The following is a 25,505-nucleotide window of genomic DNA, read 5'->3' as shown; positions in this document are numbered from 1 at the left end:
TCCCCTTCGGACCTGACAGTAGATTAAACCGGTACGCGAATTTTAGCGCTACTTAGAACGTACCTCAATTCACCCCTCCCCCGCCTGTGCACACGGTCGGCAGCCGCCGACTTCCCGCCCAGCCGGTGTGCCTCCACAGCCGGCCATGGCGAGACCCACCCCCCTCCCCTACTCGGTTAGGCCCTTGAACACCGCGTCGCTTGGGTCGCTGTAAAACTCGATGCTAATCTTCGTCCACAGTTCATCGGGTAGCTCGTTAAGCGCTCGGCGTGCGGAAATCGGCATCAACAACGTCGTCGCCTGTTTGTCCACGGCGAGTTCTGCGATCGCAACAGGGTTGGGCAGCAACTCGATCGAACCGCCAAGATTGAGAGGCCCGACAATTATGGTCCCTCCGCGGGTGTTTCGCTGGAGCAGTGCCCCGACCAGAGCAACGAGCACCGGCAAGCCGAGGCCTGATCCGCTCTTGTCCGGATCGAATGAGCGCAATTGGATAGAGAACTCGTGGCTCCGGGGATCCCGGTCACCGACGAGTTCTCTCGCCCGTACATAGAGGTTTTGCTCGGCCACCCTGACGCTTTCGCGGAAGGCAGGTGGCTGTGGGTGATTAAGGATGCGAACGCCGCTTCCAGGCCCCACGGTCACTTCAATGCGGTACAGGCCCGGGCCAGAGTCACCGCTCCCGGGCCCCACCGCCCATACTTGGCCGGGAGGCAAGGGGTCGCCTTCAATAGCCTCATCGCTGTGCAATTCGGGCGTGGCCACAAACTTCTCGATTCCTTCGACTCCGAGGGTATAGCTGAAGTGCGTGTTGCGAAATTCGCTTTTAAGACAGCGCTTCTGCTGCTCCTTGACACGCCGGCGGGACTCGAGTGCCAGGCGTACGATCCATTCGAGATCATCATCAGGGATAGGCATCTCGGGGTCGGGGAAGAGCAGCTTCACCAAGCCGCTAACAGTTTTATTGACGGCTTCGATATCACGGCCGCTGAGCGCGCCGCCCCAAAAGACGCGGTTCTGCAGCGCTGAAACACGGCTTGTTTCCCGCAGACGGTGCCAACACTCGCTCAGGAAGTCGCTTACAAGCCCGAAATGGTTTGTTAAGTGTTCGTTCGGGTTGAGCTTGGGAAACTCCCATCCCGGTGCGAAAGCATGGATCCGGTCGTGAAACGCCGTATCATCTCGCATCTCGCCCGGCAACGGGCTCAGCAAATGTCCGACGCGTTGTTGCTGGTTAACATCCACATCGTAATTCCCAACCATTACTATCCCGCCCTCAGCCCGGATGCTATCCTTCCCACGGCTAAACTCGCCTGAGGCCATGTACCCTTTCATGATGTTGACGCCGTCCTTCTGATCGAATGAGATACCGGATATCTCGTCGAAGCAGACCACGTCATACTGGCAGACTAAGCCCCGTTGGCCATTGGCCATGTTTACAAACATCTTCGCCACCGTGGCCTTTCCACCGGATATGAGGTGAGAGTAGGGTGATATCTGCTGGAACAGGTGACTTTTGCCGGTACCTCGCGGTCCGAGCTCGACGAAGTTGTAGTTGCGCTCGACAAACGGCACCATTCGGAGCATGGCGACCATCTTGGCGCGTTCGCTCAGAACCGCTGGCTCCAGCCCGATTGACCGAATGAGAAAGTCGCGCCATTCGCCAGTGGTGAACTTCGTCCGTCCCCTCGCCAATACGTCCAAAACGTTCGGACTGGACATCTGGATAGGCCGCAGTGCCGCAATCCGGAACGGGCGGCCGTTTTTCTCTTGAGCAACGAGTGGGTCGTATTCAAGCGTGATCTCGGCGTAGAACCCGTCCGTCAGCATCCTCTCATTCTCATTCACGAGCGAGTCGCTGATCTGAACGTCTCGCAGGACCAGGCTCGGCAACTCGGCTACGTAACAGTCGTGTCTCGCGTCAAGCTTGGCCTTCACGATGTCGATCAGCTTGACCGAACCCTGCTCCCGTGCCCTCGCCTTGAACAGCTCTTCTTCGCCGGTCCGGACTGTCCGGCCTTTGAGCTGTTTCTCGACAATCTCAAGCCCCTCTTGGATCTCCTCGGCCTTTGTACTCGCGCAGTACCGGCCCAGGAGGAACTCGACCACATAGGTCGGAACCGGGTATTGTCGGGCATACTTTCGCACTAGGTCCTTACGTACGAGGTAACCTTCGAAAACCGACGCCGCAATCTTATCCAGGTGGTCTAGTTCTACAGTGCCAATCATGATGAAACTCCCACCTTAGTCTTTCTCTGAGCGAGAACGTTTCCGTCCTGATCCACGAGGACCAGGACCAGGTTACTATCTTCGTAATCGTCATTGACAACCAGGCTGGTCGTGCCGTCATGATCAAGAGGTTTGGCGGACGCGACTACTGACCTCCCGTTTGCCTGCTCCAGGCGGAGATCGGCAATCACCGTACCCCCTGCGCTTTCCGCCTCAACAAAGCAGCGCATCCGGCGCCAAGTCACCGAACGGATTTCTGCCCGGGGTGTAATTCCGCCCCCGCGCTCGACGAGCATATCGGGAATGAGACATTCCTGGACGCTAATTCCGCCGTGCGCATAGCTCGGCGAAGCGTTAAAGCAGGCAATCCCAGGAGCGGTTGCGAAACGCTCGGTTGCGTTCCAGTGCCAGGGCATACTCAACGCGTCGACCTGTGACTCACCTGCAACGACGGCACACCGTTTCCAGCGGGTGACCGTCAAGTGCTTTGGCAGGTCTACTTTCGGCAGTCCACCCGGCACCAGGAGCCAGCCGTGGTCGGTCACCACGCGCACCGACGTCCAACCGGCATCGAACAATCTCATGATCCGTTCGACCAGGCGCTCAATCTCCGGCTCGATATGCCGGGCCAGCTCTTCACCGAGGTCATGCCCGCGTCGGTCGAGCGCACCCGCCTCGCCCCAACCTAATGCTTCGCCGCCGGGGCACTCATCGTGTTCGCTGTCTAGTACGTGATATCCACCTGCCTCGATCGCGGCTCTAAGCGTTGCCGTATCTGCCGGCTTGCCGCTCTCAAAAAAACTTGGTGTAAAGTCTTCTGGAAGTTGGTCGCCGAAAAGAACGTCAGCGCAAGGGGTGACGGCGGGCTTCGCCGTGGCTGTCACCGTTGGTAACGCTGCCCACCGCCACCCAATGCGGACACGGCAACCACGCTCCTCCAGCCGTTCGGCAAGCCTCCGCCCAACATCATAACGCAAGCCATCGGCGAACAACAGACACATCCCGGGCTTCGCGACGGCAGGTTCTTGTTCCCCCTTCCCGGGGAGGGGATGCGATGCGACTGCTCGCTGGAACGCACGGGCCGACTCGTCCAGCCAGGGTTGGAGCAATACCCGCACAGCATTTCTTACGAGGGCCTCATCGGCGGCTGGAGCAAGGGCCATCGCTTCCCAAGAAGTCGCGTCCGCCTCCCAGGGACCTTCCATGTAAGCTTCCGCGATCTCACCAGGCGTACTGCCCCCAAGAGCGGATCGAGCCGCTCCGGCGAGCCGCGCCAGGGGTTCCAGTACCGCAGCCATCGGCGATAAGCCAAGTCGTGACCAGACCCATCGCCGGCGTTCAGCATGCTGCTGCTCAAGTTCGAGTACCTTCTGGCATGCCTCTGCATGTGAAAGTCCTTGTAGACCAGCCAGCGCGCTCCGCGCAGCGTCTTCATCCTCTTCATTGAAATTGGGCCATCGTGATCGCTCGAGAAAAAGCTCTTGTGGCTTCGACCGGCGCAGTAGATTGGGAATGCCGGGGTACGCGCGCGGAGCTTCTGCGAACCGCTCCCACACATCCGCCCACGGCCCTTCACCCCGGCCCAGCCGTTCACCGGCGGCGATTTCGCCGTCTTTCCCGGGATCCAAACCGAATTGCGCCCGGCATTGGTTGCAGAAGGCTGCCCAGCGCTGGGGGCCCATCTGTTCCTTTGCTGTTGCCGGCTCGCTCATCCAGCGCAATAAATCGCGCACCACATCACTGGACAGCAGCCGGTCGAAGTCCTCGGCTTCGAGCCGCCGGCCGCGAAGTCGCGCCAAGGGCGTCTCCGCAACTTCACGCAGCGCTCGCGTCAGTGCCTCAAGCGTGTCCTGGTCCCTGGCCAGATCAAGTTCGAGCCCCTGGGGCGAAGTCAGAAATGCTGTCACCGTCCAGTCGTGACCGCTGCGCTGCAACCACAACGTTCCCCGGTACATTAACTCGACCAGGGGCCTCAGTGCCGCCGGGCAGTCCTCGCCTGCCCGCAAGTCCTGTCTCGCCACCCCCGGCAGGTAAACGATCGGAGCCCGGTCCTGAGGAAGCTTCGGATTCTCCAAGGTACGTTCAACCACACAGCGGATCCAGATCGCCGGGCCGGTGCGGGAGGCCAGGTCATAGTCTCCCAAAACAATCAGCTCCGGCAACCGCTGCAACAGTACGGACTTCAACGGTAGCCACTGTCGCTTGGGGTCCGTCCAGAGGATCGCCGCCGGGCGCACCATGCCGTCGGGGGCAGTGTCACAGGCACGCAGGGCGGAAACGAGCGCCTCCAAAACCGTCTCCGGTGTCTCACCGCGCGTCCTCACGACTTTACCTCCTTTCCCGCACGCCCTCGCGCGGCCTGTTTCACCGCGTTGCTGTAGTGAAGGTCGTTCCAACGGTTGCCGTCGAAGTCATCCTCGCCTAGAAAGTCGGTACGATGCTCAGGGCGCCTCTCCGGGTCGCAGCCCCAGAACCAGGGGAAGTCGGCCTTGGGCCGAAGGCTCTGCGGCTCCCGGCCACGGTCCTTCTTCCAGTTAATGTTCGGCTTCCACCGTAACACGCCGGCGCCGGCCCGACCGCCCTTGCGCAGTGTCGCCGACATGAACGGGCGAATGTTCAGCCGCACACCGTCGTTAATATCCGGCTCCCAGCCGATAGGCTGTTCGTGTAACGGCTTCCAGCGGACGAAGATGTCGTACGGCGGCTCACCTTCGAGGATCTTCTTGAGCTGCTCCTGCAGGTCGAGCGCCGCGGCCAGCCGGGCGTCGGCACCCTCCTGACCCTCGCGCTGTTCAGCTTTCTGCCGTTCTATCCAGTCGCCCAGGTACGTGTAGGTCAGAGCCTCCAGCGTGCGCCGGGCCTCGCCGTCAGGAGCTGCCAGACGGTGGTAGTTGACCAGGGCGTTGAAGCCGTCTTTGCGGCCGTCCCAGATGTGCCAGACGAACGGGCGGTGGTGAAACAGCTTGCAGTGCTCTTCGAAAAACTTATCTTGCAGCCATTCTTCCAAAGTAGCGGCAGGCCGGTCACCTCCGGCCGCAGCCTGGAGAAGCTGCCGCTCTTTCGCCGGTGACCACTCGCTGCCAAAGGCAGCGGCAAGCAACCGGCGCAGCCTGTTGGCCGCCGGCTCCTCTCCCCGTACGGGTGAGAGGCACACGATACCGTCCGAGTCGGCGTAAGGAAGCAGGTCGTTACACCTAGCCACCCACTCCCGCGCCTCATCGGAAAGCTCCATATCCGCATCCAGCTCGGCAGGCCAGCGGTAGCCGAGCAGCCGCGCCACCGCTACCTGGAGCACAGTAGCATCGGTGCGCAGCGAGCCGTGAGTGGTCCACTTTTTCTCCTCGTCCCAGACCACTGAGCCACAAGGGTGGCCGTGGAAGACCCACTGGGTGGGGTCGTCGGAATAGGGCTTGGGCAGGCCGTTGGGGTATTTCTCGGCAGCGACCCTTTGCCAGTATTCTAGGTCAAACGGGACTTTGACCAGGGTGGCATTAGTAACATTTAACTTCTGGTCGATTCTCCGCACCGCCTCGTTGTACTCAGGAGAGGAACAGAAGCACCAGATGGCGGGGAGGTGGGCTGGGTTATATGGAATTAGTACAGAAGTATTATTATCAAACTTGGTTCCTTCATATAGGTTTACTGTCATACTACGCATTTGGGCACACGCAACACCCTTTTTCCCCCAAGCACTAACACCGCGAAACGTCGCGCCTTCTTGGCAAACTTCAGTGATTTGTCCATGCCCATCTTCCCAAAATAGAATGTTTTGCCTACCACCGAAGGCTATAGTATCTTCCACCGTACTCTGTAGTAAAGTCCAACCGCAGTATATTTGAAGAACTTCCCAGAAAGCCCTCCCAAACCTCGGATAATCACTAGTCGCTATTCCTTGCCATGCATTTGTATATTTTAACAGTAGCTCTTCCTCAACGCCTTCCTCCAGCGCCACTCGCGCGTCCGGATTCTCCAACTGCTTCGCCTGCTTCACCTGCCTGATTTCGCCGGTGCGTAGCAGTTCGGCCTTTTCGGCGGGCTGGCGGGGCTCGGAGGCATCTATGCCTGAGATGAGGTTCTCTGACGTACAGGTATTCTTCATTTTCTGCCCCCGGCTGATGGTGATGAGGATGGTAAAAGCACCTGCCGCTGCCGAACTATCAAATCCTCCCTCCCCCAACCGGGCAACTAGATGCCAGGTATCGCTCTTTAGGAGCTTTTGGCGGAACTTTTTGTAGCTGGTCAGGAAAAGCCAGTTCTGGGGTAGCACGATGGAGGTGGTTCCGCCCTCATAGCAGTGTTCCAAACAACGGTCGAGAAAGACAGTCGCCAGGTCATTCTTGGCCTCGGAGTGGTGCGTTTCACAGAAATCTTTCAGCTTCTCACCCTGCTTGCCCCGGGCGAGGTAAGGCACGTTGGTGATGATCAGGTGGTACTTGCCGGACAGGAGTTCGGCGGCCTTGGCGATGCCCTGAGCCGCAACACCGATTTCTCGTCGCTCGTCATTGCCCGCCACGTCCTCGCGCTTTAGCGCCTGCTCCAGCAGCGGCTGGAGCTTGTGGAACTCGGCGGAGAACAGATCGCCACCCGGGACCGCCCGGCGCGGGTCAATGAGCGAGCCCAGCTCCGGGGCTTGCTCGAACAGGTCGTACATGCGCTCCATGCCGTTCCGCAGGCGGAAATCGTCGCCGGCGAGCTTGAGCCACTCGCTCTTGGGCACACCGACGGACAGGCCGGAGCAGGCGATGTTCAGGGCGGGCAGGTCAATGACGCGGCCTACCGTCTTCCACGCGGCCAGGGCCAGGTTGAACGCCGCGATTTGCGTGCAGCGGGCGTCCAGTTCCAGCCCGAAGAGGTTTTCGGCCAGCACCGCCCCGACCGCTTCCTCGAGCGACAGGCCCTCCTCGACCATCCGCAAGCGCACGAGTAGATCGAACGCGGCGACGAGGAAGTGCCCACTGCCGCAGCAGGGATCGAGCACCTTCAGGTCCTTGGCTTGGCGCGGCCAGGCGTCAAAGGTTCCCGCGGCAGGCCGCCAGGGGCCCTTCGCCTTGCCGCTATCCCCGCCAGCCGGTTCCCGGACAAAGCGAAGGTAATCAAAGCTATAGCCCTCTAGCGCCACGGCTTCGCGGAGTTCCTGCTCGCTGGTCGCTAAGTCTGCGAGCCCGGGCCGGTTAGCGAGAACTTTGCCGGCGTGCCAGGCGCCGACGGAGTTGTGCAGGAGGAAAAGCACCATGTAGTGCTCGGTGAACAACTGGGTGACAGCCGGGAGCGTCCGGCCGGTGATCTTCTCCCCGCTCTTGACGCGGTTATTGACGCGTTCCTTCTCGGCCGACTGCCAGAACTGATAGGTCCAGCCAAGGGAGTCGTCGGCCGTGAACACTACGGATGGGAGTTGTGCCAGCAAACGCTCTAACGCCTGCCGGGTCTCCGGCGGCAACGTAACTTCCAGGACGGGGTCGTCAACCCGGAAAATTTGTGGCAGCATCCGCTGGGCAAAGCGGCTGGCCATTACCCACGGGTCCTCGCCCTGCTCGCGGGCTAGATCCTCGCACTCGGTCATGGTGATGGCCACGCCGGAGTCCGGCTCGACAAGCAGGTTGTTCTCGGCGAGAAACCTGGCGAAGAGCATGCGGTGCCAGTGCTGGTAGGCGCACTCGTGGACCAGCCGCTCGATGTCCTGGGTACCGCGCCTAGCCTCGCGCTGGTCGCCAAGCTGGCGGCCATGGGCGCGGAGCCGGTTGCGCAGGGCGCGCTCCTCAGGCGTCATGGAACCATATGGCTCGTGGTGGTGGACGGCAAGGGCCCGGAGGGCGGAGCGAGCGCCGGCCTCCGCCACTTCGCGAGCGGCAACCATCACCCGGGCGAGAAGGTTGCGAAGTTCGGGCGCTAGTACAGGCACCGGCTTCCCCCCTTAACCAATGATCACCGGGCCCCGCCGGACGGCGTCAAGCAGCTTCCGCTCGTGTTCGGCTAGCCAGGCCTTCACTTCTTCTTCCGTTTCTAGCGTGGCCGGCCGCAGTGAGATGCGCTGGGCCCGCGGCTTCAGCTTGCGGGCGGCCTCTTCGAGGGCCCGGGCAACACGCTCCGGCACTGCGGCCACGGCATCGGCGCGGGCGACAAGCGACTGGCGATCTAGCTCACGCAGCAGGTCGTCATCGCTTTGCATCGTCGGCTCGACTGGCGCTCGGAGCCGAACCTGGTCAAGGATCTGGTTGCGGGTAGCATCATCGAGGGCGGCCCACGACGCATCGGCCTGGAGGGTCTGCATGGCTTCCTCCCAGGCCTTACGCATGGCGTTGGATTGGTCGGTCACCGCGGCGCGGAGGGCGGCGGCGACCTTTATCCGAATGGGCGAGATATGGTCCGCATCCTCCAGAAGGGAACGACCGACGCGGATGGCTTCTGCTTCGGGCTTTACCTCCGTAGCAACCGGGAGTGTTTCGGCGTGGGCCAGCAGGCGCTCCAGCACCTTCCAGTTGGGTAAACGCCTTTCCGCCCGCTGCTTCAAGGAAGTCCACTCGTCAATCCATTTCTCCATCTCGGTCTTGACCTGGAGGATCGCTCCGAGTTGCTCCGTTCCGGTGAGACGTTTCAGTTCTTCCACCTTCGTCGTGTCCGGTCGAGGAGGCAGAGGCGGATCACCCCCGGCGGCTCGGGCGAGTTCCAGGAGCGCGTCCAGGAACTGGGTAGCCTTAAGCTCTTCCTCGCCAGATTTCACTGGCACGCCAGCCCTTTGGTAGAGACCGCGCAAGGCGATCTTGTCCGCGGTCCCGAGACGAACCTTCTCCGGGCGGAACTCGGCGCTCTGAATGCGGTTCTGGTCCAGTTGACCAGGTGGCACCGGCTGGCCGTTCAGTGTGGCGCGGAGCGAGCCGGCGCGGTGCAAAGCCACCAAGGCGGCATCAATGGCGTCCTGTGGCCAGCCGTAAGGAGCCGCTTTCAGGGTCTTGCGCACATCACCGCCCTTGGCGCCATTTCCAATAGTAGCCATGACTTCTCGGGCCACCGGGTGGTCTTCCGTGGACTTATCCCAGCCCACCGCAGCGAAGGGCTGGTCGGAGCCCTCACGTGCTCGCCGCAGTGCTACCTCCCAGGCCCGGTGGTCGCCCTCGGCAAAACGTGGAAAGAGGCGCGCCAGGGAAGCTTCCGCAGCCGTTTCGATCTTGGACTTGAGCGAATCACCGAAGACTTCGTTGCCCCCACCCTGGAACACCCTGGCAGAAGCAATCACCTCGCGGATCAAATCGTCACGGGCCACTTCAGCGCTTTGGAGCCGGCTGTTCATGCTTTCGCGGGCCTCTTGGCCCTCCCGCGTGCTGGGAACGCCCTTGGAGTCGAGCACCTGTCGCGCGGCCTCCACTTCAATAATGCGCGCCCGGAGGTCGTCAGCAGCGGCGCGAGGCACGAAGACGTGGATGACGGGATCGTCCTGTCCACGGCGACGCGCTTCGTTCTCTACGTCCTTTTGGCTTGTGGACCAACCGTCGCGCATCCAGACAACAATCTGATCGTCGGCGGCGGAAGGCTCATCTAAGCGGGCATGTAACACCAAGGAACGACGAAGCTTTGATTCGCCATGAACAAGGCGAATCTCGCTCACGACCTTCTGCACGGCGCTCGCCAGAAGCTGGTCACGCTTGGAGGCAATCTCAGCTTCCTTCTGCCGCAACGCCGCAACCTTCTCCCGGAAAGCACGGTCCCACTCCGCACCCTCTGTAGTCTGCAGCCGGTACTCGTCACCAACTTTCATCAGCGTGCCGTCGTTGGCCAGGGATTCCAGAACCGCCTCCACTGTCTTGCGGAACGGGCCGGAGTCGGTATCCAGGTCTTCGACTACCAGATCGGCGAGCATCTTCGCTGTCGCCCGCACGCCGGCATCAACACCCGCTTCGCGCGGCAACTTGTTGATGAGGAAAACGAGCCCGCAAAGCCGCTTCTTCAACCGACCCTCGTCGCTGCCATCATCGAGCGCCCGGATTCTCAGGTCTATCTCGTTGAGAAGAACTCCAGTATTCACAAGGTCGGGGGCGATTGCCTCAAACATGGAGTCGGCGGGAATAACAGCGCCGAGGTCGCGCGGGGCAATATCCTTCAGCGCATCGTCCAGAATCCGCAGTTGTGACCGCAACTGGCTGTGAGTACCAGCGGCATCCACCACCCGAAAGCACTCTTCCCAGAACCGGCGCCGGGTCGGTAAGAGAGGATAGTCCTCGACAATGACCTTCTGATCCTCAGCCCTCTCCGCCAGGCGGGTTCCCTGCAGGTGTTTGGAGATCTCGCCGGCGTTCCGGTCAAGCGTGTGGCGAACAGCATCGACAGCGCTAGGCTTCTTGCGGAGCAGGACCTGGCGGGTCACGGTTTCGACGTCCGTATCTGATAGTTGGATATTAATGCGGAAACGATCGCGGAGTTTCTGAAGCAAAGGAGTTCCCGAGAGCGCTGACTGCCCCGACGCCACGAGCATGACGCGGCTATCCATCTGCGTCTGGATGGCCTCGGCGATCTCAGTGAACGTCACCGCACGATCCGTGGAGTCCCCAATGTACTGCTGGGCCTCGTCTAGAATAAGAATGGTCAGCGGGAGTTCCCCATCGAAGGCCAGGGCCTTGCGTGCTGCTTCGATGAACTCGGCGGTAGAGATATCGACCGCGGAGACCGGGAATTGCTCCCGGAGGACCTGGCGCGCCTGACGCTCGTCAACGGCAAAGTTCGGCTCACAAGCTAGAACAGCCTGTGCGATCGGGCCGCTAACGTACATATTGTTTAGTTCGCGCAGCCAGTTCTTGCCGGCTGCTTCAACGGCAGCACGCACCTGTTCCAAATAGCCCCGGTCTTGTAGCCAGAAACAGAACTGGGCCTGTGGGTATTGCTCAGGTAGTCCGCAGGCACGCAGAATGATCGAGAGGACCGTGAGCCGAACGTGGTCTCCACTCCCGGAAGGTAGCGTCCCGGCTGCAGCAACGGCCGGCTTTCCACTACGAGCGACCCGAGTATCCAACTCGCGGAGCAGGGCCACAATTTCATCAGAAAGCTGAGGAACAAGAGAACGTGCCGTGGAGCCATCGGCAAAAGCCGTGTTGACCCACAGGTGGCCCAGCATTTTCAGCAGGTGGGATTTCCCGCTGCCGAAGAACCCGCTCACCCAGGCCGCAAGCTGGCGGGGCCGATCAAGTTGGGTCAGGTAGCTGCGCAGGACGCGCTCGATGGCGTCCCCGTACTGTCCGTCGCAGACGAACGTCTCGAGTTCGGCCCGAAGCTCACGGAGCGCGCGGTCATCTTGCTCCGCCCTAATGCGTGCTTGGCCTTCGTTCACCAGGGAGCTCGTCCGTGGGTCGCGATCCAACACCTCAAAGATTTTCATAAGGCACCTCCAGGACCGTTTAGCGTGATGCTATAAGCAAGGTAGTTCCAACCGTCGCGGGCATCGAGGAGCCGGTAATTGTTGCCATCCTTGGTCCCGGGGAAGAAAACGACAAGTCTGCCCTTAATGTCCGGCTCTACGGCCCGAATAAGATCGGACACCCGCACAAAACCGTAGAGGCTGGCAACACCCGTCACGGCCACAACCGTATTGTCATCGGAGGTACGAAGCAGTTCGCGAAGAGAACCGGCGACGTACTCGGTGAACTCGCCCGCCAGCTTCATCGCCAGATCACCAGGATATTCAAAATATGCTTCCCGATACTCGTCTTGAGCCATCCACTCCGCGAAGCACCGCGTGCAGTCATACTCTACCCACGCATGCCCGGCCGCGCGCGTCCGTTGCTCAAACTCGCCTTTCCGGGCCCGAAAGGCCCTCTCGAGTTCCTTATCGTAAACCACCATCACTACGCGCTGGGCGCCCGCAACGGTGCGTTGCCAGGGCAAGCTGATGTGCCGCTCGTAGAGTGACGCCAGATCTTCGATCTTGCCCATCGTCAGCGTACCTCCGCCTCCGGATCCAAAGTAGTTGGATCAATCTCAATAACTCCGCCTCCGATTCGGGCGTGAAGAAGCCGCAATTGCTTGGCCCGAAGTACCAGGTCGAGCAATTCTGGTGGGGTGCGATCAAGCACGCTGGTCCAAGGCGTTACCAGTAGTTCTTCTCCGGAAAGTGAATAAAGTGATCCGAGCCACAGCGCGAATGCCACCGCGCCTGGTGTTGGTTCTACGCGCTTCCTGATCTTCCTTACCCGTCCCTCGAGGTGTCCGGACTGGGTCCACGAGCTTCCAGCATTGCGGGCGACCTTATCCAGAATCGATTCATTAAGTCGATCTCCGGTAGAATGCTCGATTGCTTCTATGAAGGTTGATCGCACAAGCTCCTCTCCCACCGCGAGCGAAAGAACAGTCCGCGCAGTCGCTCGCAGTAACGGATCGCGCCCCAACGCGCAAAGCAGCGCCAAAAGCGGCCGCCCAGTCTCATCGACTCCCCAAAGGCGACGAAGTACACGAAAGATAGCGATCCGAGGGTCAAGACCGTAGAGTTCGCCTAGACGTTGATTGGTAAGCCGCCGCGTCGATGCTGTCTGTTTACCGAGTACATTGTTGCTGATGATAGCAGCCGCATAATCCTCGCGAGTAGCAGTCTCCGGTAGGGCAGCCAGTAGGTCGCTGAGTTCACTAAACATGATAGTACGGCTCGTGTGCGTCCCTTTGTCACCAAATCGGAGCCCGGCTTGGAGCGCTGTTTCACATGGCCCTATATTGGTCCAAGCTACAGGGAGGGAAACCGTCATTTATCACATCCATCCCCTTCGCCACCAAGTCTGGCGGCATGTTTCTGGGTAGTAGAACTTGTCGAACTCCGCGCCAGCGCTTTCCTGCGCAGCCCCTTCCGTGGCCGCGGCCTCTTCCCCGGGCAAGCAGGGCCCGCAGCCTCCTCCCGGCCTCCCTCCAGCCTCCCACCCGGACCCCGGCTTGGGGTATCCCGCCGCTGCGGCACGAGTCACCCGTAGGTCAGCGCGCAGCCCGCATTTGCCACGCTCACCTACGTCCGGCTCCATTTAGAGCTTTTCCCCGTTCAGGCAGCTTCTGTATATGTGTACATAGCGTACACCCGTCGCGTTCTTGCCGAAGGTCTCCATCTGGGCGGGGAGCAGCTTCACCACTAGTGTCCGACGATCCCTACCCGCCGGAAAACGCTATGAGAAGCGCGGCCAGGAGCAAGAGCGTCGCTGGGACTATGCGGGTAAATTCTACGGGGACAGAGGAAAGTCCTGTCAGAGGGAGGCAAGGGCTCGGTTAGTGCTATACGCTGTAGCACTGGCTCTACGGTGGACCCACCCTGAGCTGAGGGCACTTCCTTGGCTCTTCTCGCTTTGGCGGCCAAAAGGAACAGTAACCGGATAATGTTGACTCAGACTCTCTAGGAAACGGGTCTTAAGCTGTTCCCTGTCCGCGCCTCGAATATGAATTCGTAAACCGCCTGGTCCCCGCCGGAGGCGACGGGACGGGGCGCGAAATGCCGAGAAAGCGGCGGCCCTTCTGGCCCCCCCCCCCCCCCACCCAGCCGGCGTGACCGCCGAAGCAGGCTGGAGCAGGGCTCGAAGAAGTCTCTACCAGGTTCAACCATGACGTCGCAGCCCGGGATAATCATGATTAGTCCCTGCCGCGCCGTTCGGCCTGCTTCCGTAGGTGCCGGGCTCAGGCTAGGCTGTCTCCGATATCCTCCTGGTCCTTCCCCGTACCCATCGCCGGGTGCTACCGCAACTACGCCCTCGCCCTTTGGTGAAATCAAAGACGGGCACTTTTCTCACCGGCTTGAACTCCCGTTGGGCAAACCTGGGCAACTCGTCGGCAACCTCAGCAGAGTAGGTTCTCTCTCCGGCCTTGGTGCAGACTTCGGCCGGGACGTTCTTTACCACCAGGTACTTTCCGTCCTGTTCATGGGTGAAGGTTACCCGCCGCGCTTCTAGCTCGCCCCCGCAGAATACACATGGCACCCAAGCTTACCCCCTAAACCTGCTCCTGTAGTCAACCCACTGCTTAGGGTCGGGCTCGTACACCGTAATAATTACCACGTTGGGTGGCAGTGAAACCTGGACGTGTAGAAACCGCCCCCGCTCCGTTCGGCCCAGGACAAGGCAGCTCGGGGAATAATTGTCTTCCGGATACTACTCGATGATCTCTCCGTTTAGAATGGCTTCCCCGACTAGCACTCCACGCCGAGAGGCTGATGACTCATACTCTTAGCCACTCCTGGCCTCTTATGAGGATTATAGGGAAGGACTTTACTCTGCCCACTTATGATCAGCTACGATTTCGGCCAGTCAACGTCAGGCTTTTTATATAAGCAGCGGCCTCCACCCAGTACCCTTCGTCCCACCACCTCGCGGCTGCCGCGGAGGTAGAGGGAAGGACGAACACCGCTGTGCTGCCGATGGCGGCGGGCTGCCTGCCGTAGTCAAACTGCCCGGTCCCGGCTGAACCGTAATAAGCCTGCGCCGCTCGCTTGCCGTTAAAGCACAGAACCTTGGGTCCGTACCTGATGATCTTCTCTGTGAGGGCATCCCGATCAAAGTGGCGCTCTTGGAGCCGGCTGTCCATCCCTGCCTGGTTCTTGTTCAGGTCGGTAAGCCCTATACCGTAGCGCAAGAGCTCGCGGTATTCTTCCGGTGCGAAACGTGTCGGGGTGAGGCCCACGCGGTGAAGCACATCCCAAAACTTGTTGCCCGGTCCGGCGTAGTAGACGCCGCGCCTGGCGGAAGAGGTGCCGGCAGCCGTACCGCAGAACACGACCTTCAATCCCGGCGCCAGCAGGTCAGGGAGCACCACTCGCAAACCCCTCCCGTAAACGCATTGGGACAGCCGCAAGCCGGGCCGGCTACCCGACGGCCGCAGGCGAGCACTTCAGGCAGTTGTACCCGCAGGCGCAGGCGGGGTCAGCCTTCTATCACGGTCCTTGTTTCTAGGTAACCCTTTCCTATTGGAGTTCTTACTGTCGTAGACAGTAAGCAGGCGGGCGTCCAGATCTATATGCGTCCAGTCGAGTTTCAAAAGCTCGGAGCAGCGGAGCCCAGTGAACACCAGGAGTAACCGGAGTGCGTCTACCACTTCGGCCGCGACCGTGCGGTAGCTCACGTCTGCCCGCAGGAACGCGCGCACCTCCTCGCCGCTAAGCACCACCTCCCGCCCAGCGCGCGGCCGGGGCTGCAGCCTGGCAGCGGACACCGGGTTCCTCCCAACCCAGCCCTGCTCCTCGGCAAACCGAAAGAGGGAACTCAGCGCGTTCCGCCGACGATGCAGGGTGGCTAGCTTCAGGCCCCGGCGCCGCAACCCAAGAAGATACTCGTTTACGTGGGCCGTGGTGACGTCCGCGACTTCCCGCAAGCCCAGGCTAGAGGCGAAGCGGAGAAAGTCACGAAAATCGGCCCTGTAGGCCTCCACGGTACCAGCTGCCATGCCCCGGAGGCCGACCGCAACCTCGAAGTATTTCTCGATTGCCTTGTCTAGCGTCACCAGGCCCACCTGCCCTAAAAGTACAAAGGCCGAGACAGACAACGGCAAAAGCCGTTACTGTCTCGGCCCCTCGATCGCGCCGCAAGGACCGCCGTACTTTACTTCACCCCGTCCCTCAGTCGGACCAAGGGACGACCATTCGCACCTTCGATTCCAAATTAGCACCGCTTCGGAGAAAAATCAAGTACCGTGCACCCGCACCGCCCTACTTTTTTCTGTCCGGCCGGCAGGAATAAGGACAGCGGCACCGAATATAGGCACCAAGACAACTTCATCGACATAACTTCCCGGGTGTAACTCCGCTGTAACCTACCTCAAATGCAGGAATCAGAAGGCCCAACCGCGGGTTAGGCTGCGGTTGGGCGCGACCGAGCAGGCCTGTAAGCCGAGTTCTGTCGAGGATGGTCATCTATCTGGGACGGCAGTTGCCTGCCGCCTCCGGCGACCTGACCCGGGAACGGAGCGGGCCACTCCATTATTCCCCTATTCGGTCTTGCTCCGGGTGGGGTTTACCGAGCCGGCGGATCGCTCTCGCCGCTGGTGAGCTCTTGCCTCACCTTTCCACCCTTACCGGCGGCATTGGGGCCGCCGGCGGTCTGTTTCTGTGGCACTTTCCTTGGGGTCGCCCCCACTGGGCGTTACCCAGCACCCTGCCCTGCGGAGCTCGGACTTTCCTCAGGCTCCGGCACCACGCCGAAGCCCGCGACCACCCGGCCTACTCGGCTTTCCGCTCTCTTAGGGCCAATCTCGATGCCGTAGGTTATTGTAGCACCGACGACGCCTCCCGTCAACCGACCAGGATCCTGGTCACCACGCGCTCCAGAACCGGGAGCTTGTTCTCAAGCACGTCCCACACTATCTCTATATCGACACTAAAGTAGTCGTGTACCAAAATATCACGCATACCGGCGATTTTGCGCCATTCGGCCTCCGGGAAGCGAACCCGAACCCCTTCTGGAACCTTCTTGGCGGCCTCACCGATAACACTGAGGTTTCTCAGGACCGCATCCTGCACCAAGAGGTTGCGACGGAAATCGTCAAATGAGTAGCCATCGGTATATCGCCTTATTCGTCGGATCGCTTCCAAAATATCCTCTAGGTACACCCTAAAATCCCTGGGCATACTCAACCTCTCTTAGTATCTGGGGCTTCAGCCGCGGCTTAACGTCCTCGGCAATAACCAGGTCTACCCGCCTTCCCAGCAGGGTTTCCAGAAACCACTTAAGGTCATAGTAGTTATCAAACGTCTTTTCCGAGAACTCAACCAGTACGTCTACGTCGCTGGTTCTCCCAGCTTGCCCGCGCACTACCGACCCGAAGATCCCTATTCGGCGGACACCGTAGCTTCTTATTAGCGGTGCCGCGTCCCCCAACTTTTTCAGCACCTCTTCCTTGGTCAGACTTCCGGTGCCCGGGTCAAACACCTGCCGATCCCACCTTACCCGCCCTTACTAAGGCCATTCTCACCTACATTAAATCATACGCCAATACCCGGCTCTCCGCAACCCGCCGTCAGGCCAGGATAGTTATTTATTTGGAACCCTCTTGGCGGCCTCACCGATAAGACTGAGGTTTCTCAGGACCACATTCTGCACCAAGGTTCTTCAAAAGAGGCGCAGCTGGCGGTAACCCGGCGGGCGGGCCACCCGTTCGGCGCCGTCCACCCGAACACGCTCCAGGCATTCGCCCGGAATCTCTCTCAAGAAGGGTGAGGGCCGGGTTTCGACCCGGCTCCCCCGGCGGGTACGCGTGCGGCACGACACCAGTACCACCGCCTCCTGCGCCCGGGTGAGGCCCACGTAGAACAGGCGCCTCTCCTCGTCCGGGTCCGCACCCCCTCTGCCCTCGTCGCCCCGCTCCGGCAAGGGAATGAGCCCTTCCTCCACACCCGCTATGAACACAACGGGAAACTCCAGGCCCTTGGCGGCATGCAGGGTCATCAGGCTGACCGCGTCCGGACCGGTCCTGGCGCCCGGCCGCTCCCAGTCGCCCTCCTGGGCCAGGGCCAGGCCGCGCAGAAACGACCTCAGATCGGCGAAGCGGCCGGCTACCCGGCACAACCGGGCCAGGGATTCGGCCGCCGCCTCCGCCACCTCCTCCTCCCGCTGCCAGCGGAGCAAGAGTTCCTCCGCCCCCACTCCGGCCGCCATTTCCCGGTAGGCTTCTACCGCCTCCCGGAAGCGGGCCAGTCGCTCCCGGTCCTGTGCCCGCAAGGCCCCGCCGTCCGAAACCAGCTCCTCCACCGCCGGCCACAGACCGCCCCACTCCGCCCCTGCCTCCCGCAGCCGCTGCCGGGCCGAGCCGCTCAGGCCGAAGCGGCCTTCGCTCAGGCAGCGCCAGAGGTGGTACTCGTCCTGCGGGTCGGCCAGAAAGCGCATGAAGGCCAGGGCCCGCCGCACCGGGGGCTCCTCAAGGAAGCTTTCGCGCCCCACCAGACGGTAGGGCAGGCCCTCGCGCAAAAAGCACTCTTCCAGCAGTTCCCCCTGGCGGCCGGTGCGGAAGAGCACCGCCACGTCGGCAAAGCCCCATCTTCCCTCTCCCAGCCTCCCGGCCAGAAGCCCGGCAGGAGCCGTATCGGCGGCCAGCAGGCTGGCTCCCCCCACCAGGCCGCCTATTTCCCGCACCACGGCGATACCCTCGGCGAGTTCCGAGGCCACCTCCAGGCACAGCAGCTTCGGCCCGCCCTCACGAACGGCCGCCAGTTCTTCTCCGGCGGCGTCGCCCATGAGCGACCGGGCGGCACGAACGATCACCGCCCGGGAGCGAAAATTGGTGCGCAGGCGTAACACCCGGGCGTGCGGATAATCCCTTTGTAGCCGCTCGAAAAGCCGGCGGTCTGCTCCCCGGAAACCGTATATGGCCTGGTCGGGGTCGCCGATCACAAACAGGTTCCTGCCTTCTCCGGCCCAGAGCCGCACCAGCCGGTACTGCACCGGGTTGAGGTCCTGGAACTCGTCCACCAGAAGATGGGGATAGCCTTCTACCCGCCCGCCCGCAGCCGCCCGCGCCTCAAGCAGTTCCACCGCCTTCAGCAGCAGGTCGTCGTAATCCAGGGCGCGGTAGGCCGCGAGTTTCTCCAGATAGGCCCGATAGGCGGGCCGCAGTTCGGCCGGTACCTCGTCCGCGTCCGGGCCCAGACCCCGGCTCTTGTAGAAGGAGATTCTCTCCGCCAGCCGTCGGACCTCCGCCGGTCTCCCGCCGGTTTCGGCCAGGGCCTCGGCCAGTACCCGGCGGGCCTCCGGCTCGTCCAGCAGGGTGAAGCCGAGGTGGCGCCGCAGCAAGTCCAGGCACAGGCTGTGAAAGGTGCCCACGGTCAGGCCCCGTATTTCCTCCTCCGCGCCCAGCAACCCGGCCACCCGCTCCCGGATCTCCCGGGCCGCCTTGTTGGTGAAGGTAACCGCGGCGATCTCCCGGGCGGGCACGCCGCGCTCGCGGATGAGGTGGGCGATACGGTATACCAAGGTCCGGGTCTTCCCGGTGCCCGGTCCGGCCACCACTATTATCGGGCCCTCGGCGGCGGTCACCGCCTCCTCCTGCTCCGGAGTCAGCGTTGCCGTCACGTCTGCTTTGGCGGCCTGAAGGAGGCGATTCGATTCCGCCGCCGGGACCGCCCGTACCGTCTTCGGTACCGGGGACCGGGCGCTCTTGGGCTGCGCTCCGCCCGCCGACGGCGAGGCAAAAAGCGACGCCTGCCCGGCCAGGGCCCGGCGCACTTCCGGCCGGAGCACCACGATCTTGCCGTACTGGCCGTCAAAGCCCGGTTCGGCCTCCACTTCCCCCGCCCGCACCCGGCGCACGGCTTCGGCCACCAGCGGTCCGGCCACCCGGGCCACCTCTTCTATGGGTGCCTGCCTCAGCACCACCAGCTCCGGGCCCAAACGGGTCAGGAGGGCAGAGCAGGTCTGCCCCACCGCGCGCGCCGAAGGTCCCGCCCCCAGAGCCGAGGCTATGACCTCCGGGAGGGGAACCAGGCTCTGGTAGGGCCGGGCCCCGTCCGGGCGCGCCCCTTCCTCCCGGTCGGCCAGCTCTTCCACCCGGTGCAGCACCCCGACCGTAACCGGCCGGCCGCACACCGGGCACCTCCCCCCGGCCGCCCGGGTCTGGGCCGGGTGCCACCTCAGGCGGCAGGCCCGGTGACCGTCGTAGTGATACTTGCCCTCTTCGGGGAAGAACTCCAGGGTGCCGGCCAGGCCGTCGCCGTCCGGCTCCCCGAGGGCCCGGTAGAGCCCGGAGTAGGAGAGTTCACTGCGGAAAAGGTTGGCCTCCCGCGCCAGGTTGCGCGGGGAATGGGCGTCGGAATTGGAAACCAGGCGGCAGCGGTCCAGGGCAGAAACCCGCCAGTTCATGGGAGGATCGGAGGAAAGCCCGGTTTCCAGGGCCCATATGTAAGGGCTCAGGTCTTCAAAGCACTCCTCTATAGAATCAAAGCCGGAGTTGGCCCCCAGGAGGGAGAAGTGCGGCGTCCAGATATGGGCGGGGATGAAAATCGCCCGGGAGCAGACCTCCAGGACCGTCTCCAGCAGGCTCCGGCCGTCCAGCCCCAGGATGGGCCGGCCGTCCGACCCCAGGTTGCCGATCCCTTCCAAACGACGGCTTAGGGCTTCCGCCGCCTCCAGATCGGGAAGCAGGATCAGGTGGTGTACCTTGCGCACCCGGCCGCCCTTCTTGTAGATGGTGCTGATCTCCCCGGAAACCACGAACCGTACCGCCGGCCTCCCGTCTTCTTCCCTGGGGCCGGACCATGAGAAGCTTTCGGGGTAAAGCTCCCCCGGCCAGTGGGCCTCCGCCTCCCGCAGGCGGTAGAGCCCCTCTTCCGCCGGCTCCAGCTTCCGGCGCAGTTCCTCGCGCCAGCCCGGGTGGGTGAAATCGCCCGTGCCCACCAGGGTCACGCCCTTGTATAGTGCCCAGCGGTAATAGCTTTCCGGCGTGGCGTCCGGACTGGTCGCCCGCGAATACCGGGAGTGCACGTGCAGGTCGGCTACGAATTCCATCGGCCCACCCCAAGGTCAGTATAACACGAGCCGGATGGGCGGGCAACGAGCCAAAAAAAGAGCGGCCCCGAACGGCCGCCCGCAAAACCGGCATCCAAGCGCCTTTTGGGAGGTTGAAACCTTTGCCTATATCCTAACCCCGCTCCCCTCGGTCGCCAATCGGCCCGCAGCCTCATTTTTCCTGGGACCCGGTCCTAGACCAACCGGGCCCTTACCGCCCACACCGCCGCCTGGGTCCGGTCCTCCAATTCCAGCTTGCGCAGGATGCTGGTTATGTGGTTCTTTACCGTCTTCTGGCTTATGTAAAGTTCGGCGGCTATGGCCTTGTTGGAATACCCCCGGGCTACCAGCTTCAGCACCTCCACCTCGCGTGGGGTGAGCGGAACGGGCAGCGACTGCCTTCCGGAGAGACGGTTAAACTCGCGCATGATCTTCCCCGTCACCCGGGGGTGCATGACCCCCTCCCCGTCGGCCACCGCCCGGACGGCCCGGGCCAGCTCGTCCGGGCTGACGTCCTTCAGCAGGTAGCCGGCGGCACCGGCCCTCACCGCGGCAAACACGTGTTCGTCGTCGTCGTATACCGTCAGGGCAATCACCCGGCAGCGGCCGTTGCCGGTCAGGACCCGGCACACCTCCACCCCGTCCATGCCGGGCAGGTTCAAGTCCAGCAGCACCACGTCCGGCTCCAACTCCGACGCCCGCTGCAGGGCTTCTTCCCCCGTGGCCGCCTCGCCCACCACCTGGATTTCCGGGTGCAGGGCCAGCACCTTCGTCAAGCCTTCACGTATCAGTTGGTGGTCGTCCACTATCAGTACCCGTACGCTTTTCATGTGGCCTGCGCCTCCACCCAAACCTTCACCCTCGTCCCCGCGCCGGGCCGAGAGTCCACCTTCAGGTGAGCGTTTACCAGCCGGGCCCATTCCTCCATGCTGGTCAGGCCGTAGGTTCGGCGTTCGGGCGCGGGAGACAAGTCGAAGCCCCGGCCGTCATCCTCCACCGAAACCGCCAGGGACTTGCCCTGCGCCTCCACCACCACCCGGACCGAGCGGGCCTCGGCGTGCTTGTAGACGTTGTTCAGAGCCTCCTGCAGGATCCGGAAAAGCGTTACCTCCACCTGGGGCCGGCAGGCCACCCGGCCTCCCCGGGTTTCAAAGTGCACCGCAAGCCCCGTGCGCTCTCGAAAATCGGCCAGATACTTCTCCACCGCCCTGACCAGGCCCTGGGAGAGATCTACCGGACGGAGGTCAAAGATAATCTTCCTAAGCTCTGCCAGACAATCGCGGGCCTGCTCCTTGAGCACGTTCAGCTCCACCGGCAGGGCCTCGGGCTTGACTTCCCCCAGCTTCTGGCAGTATTCCGCCTGCATGACCACCCGGGTGAGGATCTGGGCCGGGCCGTCGTGGATGCCCCGGGCGATCCGGCGCCGCTCCTCCTCCTGGGCCTGGATCACGGCCAGCGTTGCCTGCGGGTCGCCCCGCAGCTGCTCCACCATCTCCCACAGCTGCTGCAGGTTGGAGCCCAGGAAATCCATTACCACCCCTACCCGGGATACAAGGCGCTCCGCCCGCGCCTGGGTCTCCTCCAGCTGGCGGTAGGCTACTTCCAGTTCCCGACGCCGGGCCAAGAGCTGTCTCTCCCTTTCCTGCAGGAGGGTGAGGCGCACCACCACCTCCCGCGCCTCTTCGTAGGCCTGACGGATGTCTTCTTCGGTGTAAAGGTCAAAGCGGCGGCTCACCTCCGCCAGGCGCCTGCGGGCGCGTTGATCCTCTTTCTGACAGCGATCCACCTCCTCCACCATCCGCCGGGCCTGCTCCTTCACTCGCTCCAGCTCCCGCGCCGTGCGCTGCCGCTCTTGCCGGGCGCTTTCGGCAATGGCGAACATCTCCTCCTTGGACTGCTCTATCGCCTGCAGCGTCTGTCGCAGGATGCGTTCCAGCGCAGCGGCGTCCAGCACCTGGCTCACCTGTCCTCCACCTCCGCCGCCCGCGCCCCGCGGCCGGCCAGGGCGTCCGCCGAACGGTTTTCCTCCCGGCCCACGTGCACCACCCGGTAGCTCCGGAATCCCGCCAGGGCGGCCCGGGCCCTCTGATACAGGGGTAGCAGCCGTGGGCTCCTTACCGCGTAGCTGCCGTTGATCTGACGCGCCAGGAGTTCGCTGTCGGTGCGGATCTCCACTTCCTCCGCTCCCCGGGCCCTGGCCTCTTCCAGGGCCTTGAGCAGGGCGGTATACTCGGCCACGTTGTTGGTGGTTACCCCCAGGCTGCCGGAAAGTTCGGCCAAAACCCCGCCCCGCGCGTCCTCGACCACCACGCCGTAGCCGGAAGGACCCGGGTTACCGTGGGAGGCACCGTCTATGTAGAGAATGAGCCTCTTGCTCTTGGCTTCACCGGACGCCATTCGTTACCTCCTACAACATCAGTACCACGACCCGGACCTGCCAGCGCCCTTACCGGTAGTCGCGGTTCCCCCTCCCTCCGGTCGCTTCGTCGACCGACCCAGGCCTAGAAATACCGCCAGGGATCAACGGCGCCCGGCTCCACTGCCACATCCACATCCGGGAGCGCTTGCTGCAGGCGCTCGGCCAGGCAGGGCAGGCTCACCCTCTCCGTGGCCGCGTGCCCGGCATCGATAACCGCCAGGTCCAGGGCCAGCGCGGAAAGCACCTGGTGGTACCTGACGTCCCCGGTGATCAATACCTCTGCCCCCCGGTCCCGCGCCGCCTGAACCAGGGAGCCGCCGCTACCCCCGCATACCGCCACCCGCCGCACCTCCCGTTCCGGATCGCCCGCCAGGCGCACCCCGGTAAGACCCAGGGTATCCTTGACCCGCGTCGCCAGTACGGCCAGACTCTCCGGTGACGGCAGTCGTCCCAAGGCTCCCAGCCCGGCTCCGGAGGGAGAGTTGTCCAGCGGATAAAGGTCGTAGGCCACCTCCTCGTAGGGGTGGGCGGAAAGCAGGGCCTCCAGCGCCCGACCCAGCAGGCGCCGGGGCAGGAGCATCTCCAGGCGTCGCTCCCGCGCCCGCTCCAGATTGCCCGGCCGGCCCAGGAAAGGCCGGGCCCCCTCAAGGGGCAGGAAGGTCCCCGTACCTTCGGCTTCGAACGAACAGTGGCTGTAGGCGCCGATCCGTCCCGCGCCGGCTTCGGCCAGGGCCTGGCGCACCCGATCCTCGTAGCCTTCGGGCACAAAGGTAACCAGCTTGTAGTAGACACCCGCCGGGGCCGGCTGCAGGGGTACGATTTCCTCCAGCCCCAGGGCCTGCGCCAGGCAGTGGCTCACTCCGCCCGGGGCCAGGTCCCAGTTGGTGTGGAGCACGTACACCGCCAGGTCCCGCCGCACCGCCTCGGCCAGCAGGCCCGGTCCCGGCCGATCCAGGCGCAGGGCCGCCAGCGGCTCGTAGATTAGGGGATGATGCACCACCAGCATCTGCGCCCCGCGCTGCGAGGCTTCCTCCAGCAGGTCCGGGTTCACCTCCAGCCCGATGAGAAGCCGCTCCACCGTCCGGTCCGGACGGCCCACCTGCAGCCCGATGTTATCCCCCGCCTCGGCCAGTTCCGGCGGGGCCAATTCCTCCAACACGGCCGCTACTTCCGCACAGGTACGGCCCAAGTTCGGTCTCCCCTTACCGGTCCCGCCCCGCCTCCAGGGCGGCGGCCAGGACTTCCAGTTCCCTCAGCACCGAAAGCACCTTCTCCCGGGCCTCTCCCCGGGCCTCCCGCACCTGGCCCGCCAGGCGGCGGTAGCGGGCGAGCTTCTGCTGCAGGAAGGGCCCGAGCAGCGGGTGCCGTCGGGCAAACGCCAGGGTGCCCACCTCGCCCCCGGCCAGAAGCTTCTCTCCCCCGGCCGGCACTCCGCCGGCCCCGGGAGCGGTTACGACTATCTCGTAGATGCGCCTCCCGTCCTCCACCAGGTCCTCGTCCAGCAGGGCCCAGCCAGCGCGGTAGAGCCACCGGCGCAGGTAGGCGGTGCGGGCCACCGGTTGCAGCACGAAGCAGCGGGGCCGGAGCCCCTGGGGCCGCGCCTCCAGGATACCGGCCATGGTAATCCCGCCCATGCCGGCAATAATTATAACCTCTGCCTCCCCCGGCCGCAACGGCGCCAGTCCACGGCCGAAACGGACCTCCACCCGGCCGGAGAGGGGACGCAGCCTTTCCGACGCCAGGCCGTATCCGGCCAGGCTGGCCTCGGTGGCTATTACCCGGCAGCCCCGTACCGTGGCCAGGTAGGCGGCCAGGCGGCCGTCCCCGCAGCCGATATCCGCCACCTTCTCCCCCGGCCGGACGTAGGCCGCCACCGCCCGCAGCCGGCGAGGCAGAACCGGCCTTGCCCCTCCTTCCCCTACCTTGCCTCGCCCTCCCGAGGCCATACCCGCACCCGATCCCCGCTTCGGACCGCCTTCAGCGCCTGCGGGTCACCGAGTACCCGGCCCACCACCGTAACCGGGCTGTAGGGCCGGATTTCGCCGGGACGCGAAACCGGCGTGGGGCCGAAAAACAGGCACAGGGCACGTCCCGGCGGCCAGTAGCCCACGTCGCCCATCTCGACCAGTTCCCGTGGGTCTTCCAGTTCGGCCTCCACAGGAATGGTGAAGTACACCTCGTCTCCCCAGGTCTGGGCTTCTGCCTGCAGGGGAAGTGCCTTCCAGATCTTGACGGCCGTGGCGCCGGCGTTAAACTCGATCTCTACTTCTGCTCCTCCTGCCCGGAGTACTGCCCGCATTGCGCCACCCCCTGGCATCACTTTTCTTTCATTTTACCCTGCCTCCGCTACCGGGACAATCTCCTTTGGGCCCAACACCCCCTTGACGGAAGCTCGCCGCCGAGGTAGAGTTGAAGTTAAAGTTACG

Annotated in this window: 15 protein-coding genes, 1 other RNA gene and 6 pseudogenes; 2 read left to right on the top strand and 20 right to left on the bottom strand. The window is 63.1% G+C overall.

All coding sequences use genetic code 11. The annotated features are described in order from the left end of the window. Positions 1 to 168: 168 nt before the first annotated feature. The 16 genes and pseudogenes from brxL to NUV99_00900 all read right to left on the bottom strand — a co-directional run bounded on the left by brxL (position 169) and on the right by NUV99_00900 (position 22,623). Positions 169 to 2,229 (bottom strand): BREX system Lon protease-like protein BrxL, encoded by a 2,061-nt coding sequence (gene brxL / locus NUV99_00975; GenBank protein ID MCR4418713.1) that lies wholly within the window; start codon positions 2,227 to 2,229, stop codon positions 169 to 171. Beyond that, a complete protein-coding gene (gene pglZ, locus NUV99_00970) occupies positions 2,226 to 4,553 on the bottom strand; it encodes a BREX-1 system phosphatase PglZ type B (GenBank protein MCR4418712.1) in 2,328 nt (775 codons plus the stop codon). The genes brxL and pglZ overlap by 4 nt, the downstream gene beginning before the upstream one ends. Then, positions 4,550 to 7,996, bottom strand: coding sequence for a BREX-1 system adenine-specific DNA-methyltransferase PglX (locus tag NUV99_00965; GenBank protein ID MCR4418711.1), 3,447 nt, complete (start codon positions 7,994 to 7,996; stop codon positions 4,550 to 4,552). The genes pglZ and NUV99_00965 overlap by 4 nt, the downstream gene beginning before the upstream one ends. 144 nt (positions 7,997 to 8,140) lie before the next feature. Beyond that, the gene (brxC, locus tag NUV99_00960; protein MCR4418710.1) at positions 8,141 to 11,590 is read right to left on the bottom strand and encodes a BREX system P-loop protein BrxC; all 3,450 of its coding nucleotides are present in this window, start codon (positions 11,588 to 11,590) and stop codon (positions 8,141 to 8,143) included. Then, the gene (locus tag NUV99_00955; GenBank protein MCR4418709.1) at positions 11,587 to 12,144 is read right to left on the bottom strand and encodes a DUF1788 domain-containing protein; all 558 of its coding nucleotides are present in this window, start codon (positions 12,142 to 12,144) and stop codon (positions 11,587 to 11,589) included. The genes brxC and NUV99_00955 overlap by 4 nt, the downstream gene beginning before the upstream one ends. Before the next feature lie 1,715 nt (positions 12,145 to 13,859). Continuing rightward, positions 13,860 to 14,153 carry a type II toxin-antitoxin system MqsA family antitoxin gene (locus NUV99_00950; GenBank protein ID MCR4418708.1) on the bottom strand — a complete coding sequence of 98 codons (294 nt, stop codon included), beginning with the start codon at positions 14,151 to 14,153 and terminating at the stop codon, positions 13,860 to 13,862. 307 nt (positions 14,154 to 14,460) lie between these two features. Continuing rightward, positions 14,461 to 14,985, bottom strand: a complete 525-nt coding sequence (locus NUV99_00945) for a mismatch-specific DNA-glycosylase (protein MCR4418707.1) — start codon at positions 14,983 to 14,985, stop codon at positions 14,461 to 14,463. A gap of 75 nt (positions 14,986 to 15,060) precedes the next feature. Further along, positions 15,061 to 15,669 (bottom strand): site-specific integrase, encoded by a 609-nt coding sequence (locus NUV99_00940; GenBank protein ID MCR4418706.1) that lies wholly within the window; start codon positions 15,667 to 15,669, stop codon positions 15,061 to 15,063. A 365-nt stretch (positions 15,670 to 16,034) separates the two neighbouring features. Next, positions 16,035 to 16,391, bottom strand: an RNA gene (rnpB, locus tag NUV99_00935) — RNase P RNA component class A. Positions 16,392 to 16,456: 65 nt separating this feature from the next. Then, positions 16,457 to 16,792, bottom strand: coding sequence for a DUF86 domain-containing protein (locus tag NUV99_00930; protein MCR4418705.1), 336 nt, complete (start codon positions 16,790 to 16,792; stop codon positions 16,457 to 16,459). Beyond that, positions 16,776 to 17,093: a nucleotidyltransferase family protein gene (locus NUV99_00925; GenBank protein ID MCR4418704.1), complete on the bottom strand. Its 318-nt coding sequence runs from the start codon at positions 17,091 to 17,093 to the stop codon at positions 16,776 to 16,778. The genes NUV99_00930 and NUV99_00925 overlap by 17 nt, the downstream gene beginning before the upstream one ends. A gap of 180 nt (positions 17,094 to 17,273) precedes the next feature. Continuing rightward, positions 17,274 to 17,819 carry an ATP-dependent helicase gene (locus tag NUV99_00920; GenBank protein ID MCR4418703.1) on the bottom strand — a complete coding sequence of 182 codons (546 nt, stop codon included), beginning with the start codon at positions 17,817 to 17,819 and terminating at the stop codon, positions 17,274 to 17,276. After that, a pseudogene (locus tag NUV99_00915) lies at positions 17,749 to 17,952 on the bottom strand (PE family protein). The gene NUV99_00920 and the pseudogene NUV99_00915 overlap by 71 nt, the downstream one beginning before the upstream one ends. Positions 17,953 to 18,011: 59 nt before the next feature. Next, positions 18,012 to 20,015: pseudogene (locus NUV99_00910) on the bottom strand (UvrD-helicase domain-containing protein). 839 nt (positions 20,016 to 20,854) lie between these two features. Continuing rightward, positions 20,855 to 21,490 carry a response regulator transcription factor gene (locus tag NUV99_00905; protein MCR4418702.1) on the bottom strand — a complete coding sequence of 212 codons (636 nt, stop codon included), beginning with the start codon at positions 21,488 to 21,490 and terminating at the stop codon, positions 20,855 to 20,857. Next, on the bottom strand, positions 21,487 to 22,623 hold the full coding sequence (locus NUV99_00900; protein ID MCR4418701.1) for a sensor histidine kinase: 1,137 nt from the start codon (positions 22,621 to 22,623) through the stop codon (positions 21,487 to 21,489). The genes NUV99_00905 and NUV99_00900 overlap by 4 nt, the downstream gene beginning before the upstream one ends. A gap of 25 nt (positions 22,624 to 22,648) precedes the next feature. Here NUV99_00900 and NUV99_00895 point away from each other — a divergent pair. Then, positions 22,649 to 22,744 (top strand): annotated as a pseudogene (locus tag NUV99_00895) (collagen-like protein). On the opposite strand, the pseudogene NUV99_00890 reads toward NUV99_00895, so the two are convergent. Together NUV99_00890 and NUV99_00885 are read right to left on the bottom strand one after the other, a co-directional pair. Further along, positions 22,716 to 23,057, bottom strand: a pseudogene (locus tag NUV99_00890) (ribonuclease HI family protein). The pseudogenes NUV99_00895 and NUV99_00890 overlap by 29 nt on opposite strands. A gap of 104 nt (positions 23,058 to 23,161) precedes the next feature. Next, positions 23,162 to 24,268 (bottom strand): Nif3-like dinuclear metal center hexameric protein, encoded by a 1,107-nt coding sequence (locus NUV99_00885; GenBank protein ID MCR4418700.1) that lies wholly within the window; start codon positions 24,266 to 24,268, stop codon positions 23,162 to 23,164. Between the two features lie 21 nt (positions 24,269 to 24,289). Between NUV99_00885 and NUV99_00880 the strand changes: the two are divergent. After that, a pseudogene (locus tag NUV99_00880) lies at positions 24,290 to 24,388 on the top strand (energy transducer TonB). 13 nt (positions 24,389 to 24,401) lie between these two features. Here NUV99_00880 and NUV99_00875 read toward each other — a convergent pair. Further along, a pseudogene (locus NUV99_00875) lies at positions 24,402 to 25,025 on the bottom strand (class I SAM-dependent methyltransferase). Further along, complete coding sequence (locus tag NUV99_00870; GenBank protein ID MCR4418699.1) at positions 24,998 to 25,378, bottom strand: cyclophilin-like fold protein; 381 nt, start codon at positions 25,376 to 25,378, stop codon at positions 24,998 to 25,000. The pseudogene NUV99_00875 and the gene NUV99_00870 overlap by 28 nt, the downstream one beginning before the upstream one ends. Positions 25,379 to 25,505 lie beyond the last annotated feature (127 nt).

The organism is Clostridia bacterium (assembly GCA_024653205.1).
Taxonomy (GTDB): Bacteria; Bacillota; DSM-521; order Neomoorellales; family SLTJ01; genus JANLFO01.
Note: the sequence above shows the minus strand (reverse complement) of the source record. Positions and strands in the feature narration are given on the sequence as shown.

What these genes read in the sequence shown, in the direction of transcription:
- brxL (MCR4418713.1), bottom strand. Translation starts at nt 2,229, where the DNA reads ATGATTGGCACTGTAGAACTAGACCACCTGGATAAGATTGCGGCGTCG.
- NUV99_00965 (MCR4418711.1), bottom strand. Translation starts at nt 7,996, where the DNA reads ATGACGCCTGAGGAGCGCGCCCTGCGCAACCGGCTCCGCGCCCATGGC.
- brxC (MCR4418710.1), bottom strand. Translation starts at nt 11,590, where the DNA reads ATGAAAATCTTTGAGGTGTTGGATCGCGACCCACGGACGAGCTCCCTG.
- NUV99_00955 (MCR4418709.1), bottom strand. Translation starts at nt 12,144, where the DNA reads ATGGGCAAGATCGAAGATCTGGCGTCACTCTACGAGCGGCACATCAGC.
- NUV99_00930 (MCR4418705.1), bottom strand. Translation starts at nt 16,792, where the DNA reads ATGCCCAGGGATTTTAGGGTGTACCTAGAGGATATTTTGGAAGCGATC.
- NUV99_00920 (MCR4418703.1), bottom strand. Translation starts at nt 17,819, where the DNA reads ATGGCGGCCGGAGTGGGGGCGGAGGAACTCTTGCTCCGCTGGCAGCGG.
- NUV99_00905 (MCR4418702.1), bottom strand. Translation starts at nt 21,490, where the DNA reads ATGAAAAGCGTACGGGTACTGATAGTGGACGACCACCAACTGATACGT.
- NUV99_00870 (MCR4418699.1), bottom strand. Translation starts at nt 25,378, where the DNA reads ATGCGGGCAGTACTCCGGGCAGGAGGAGCAGAAGTAGAGATCGAGTTT.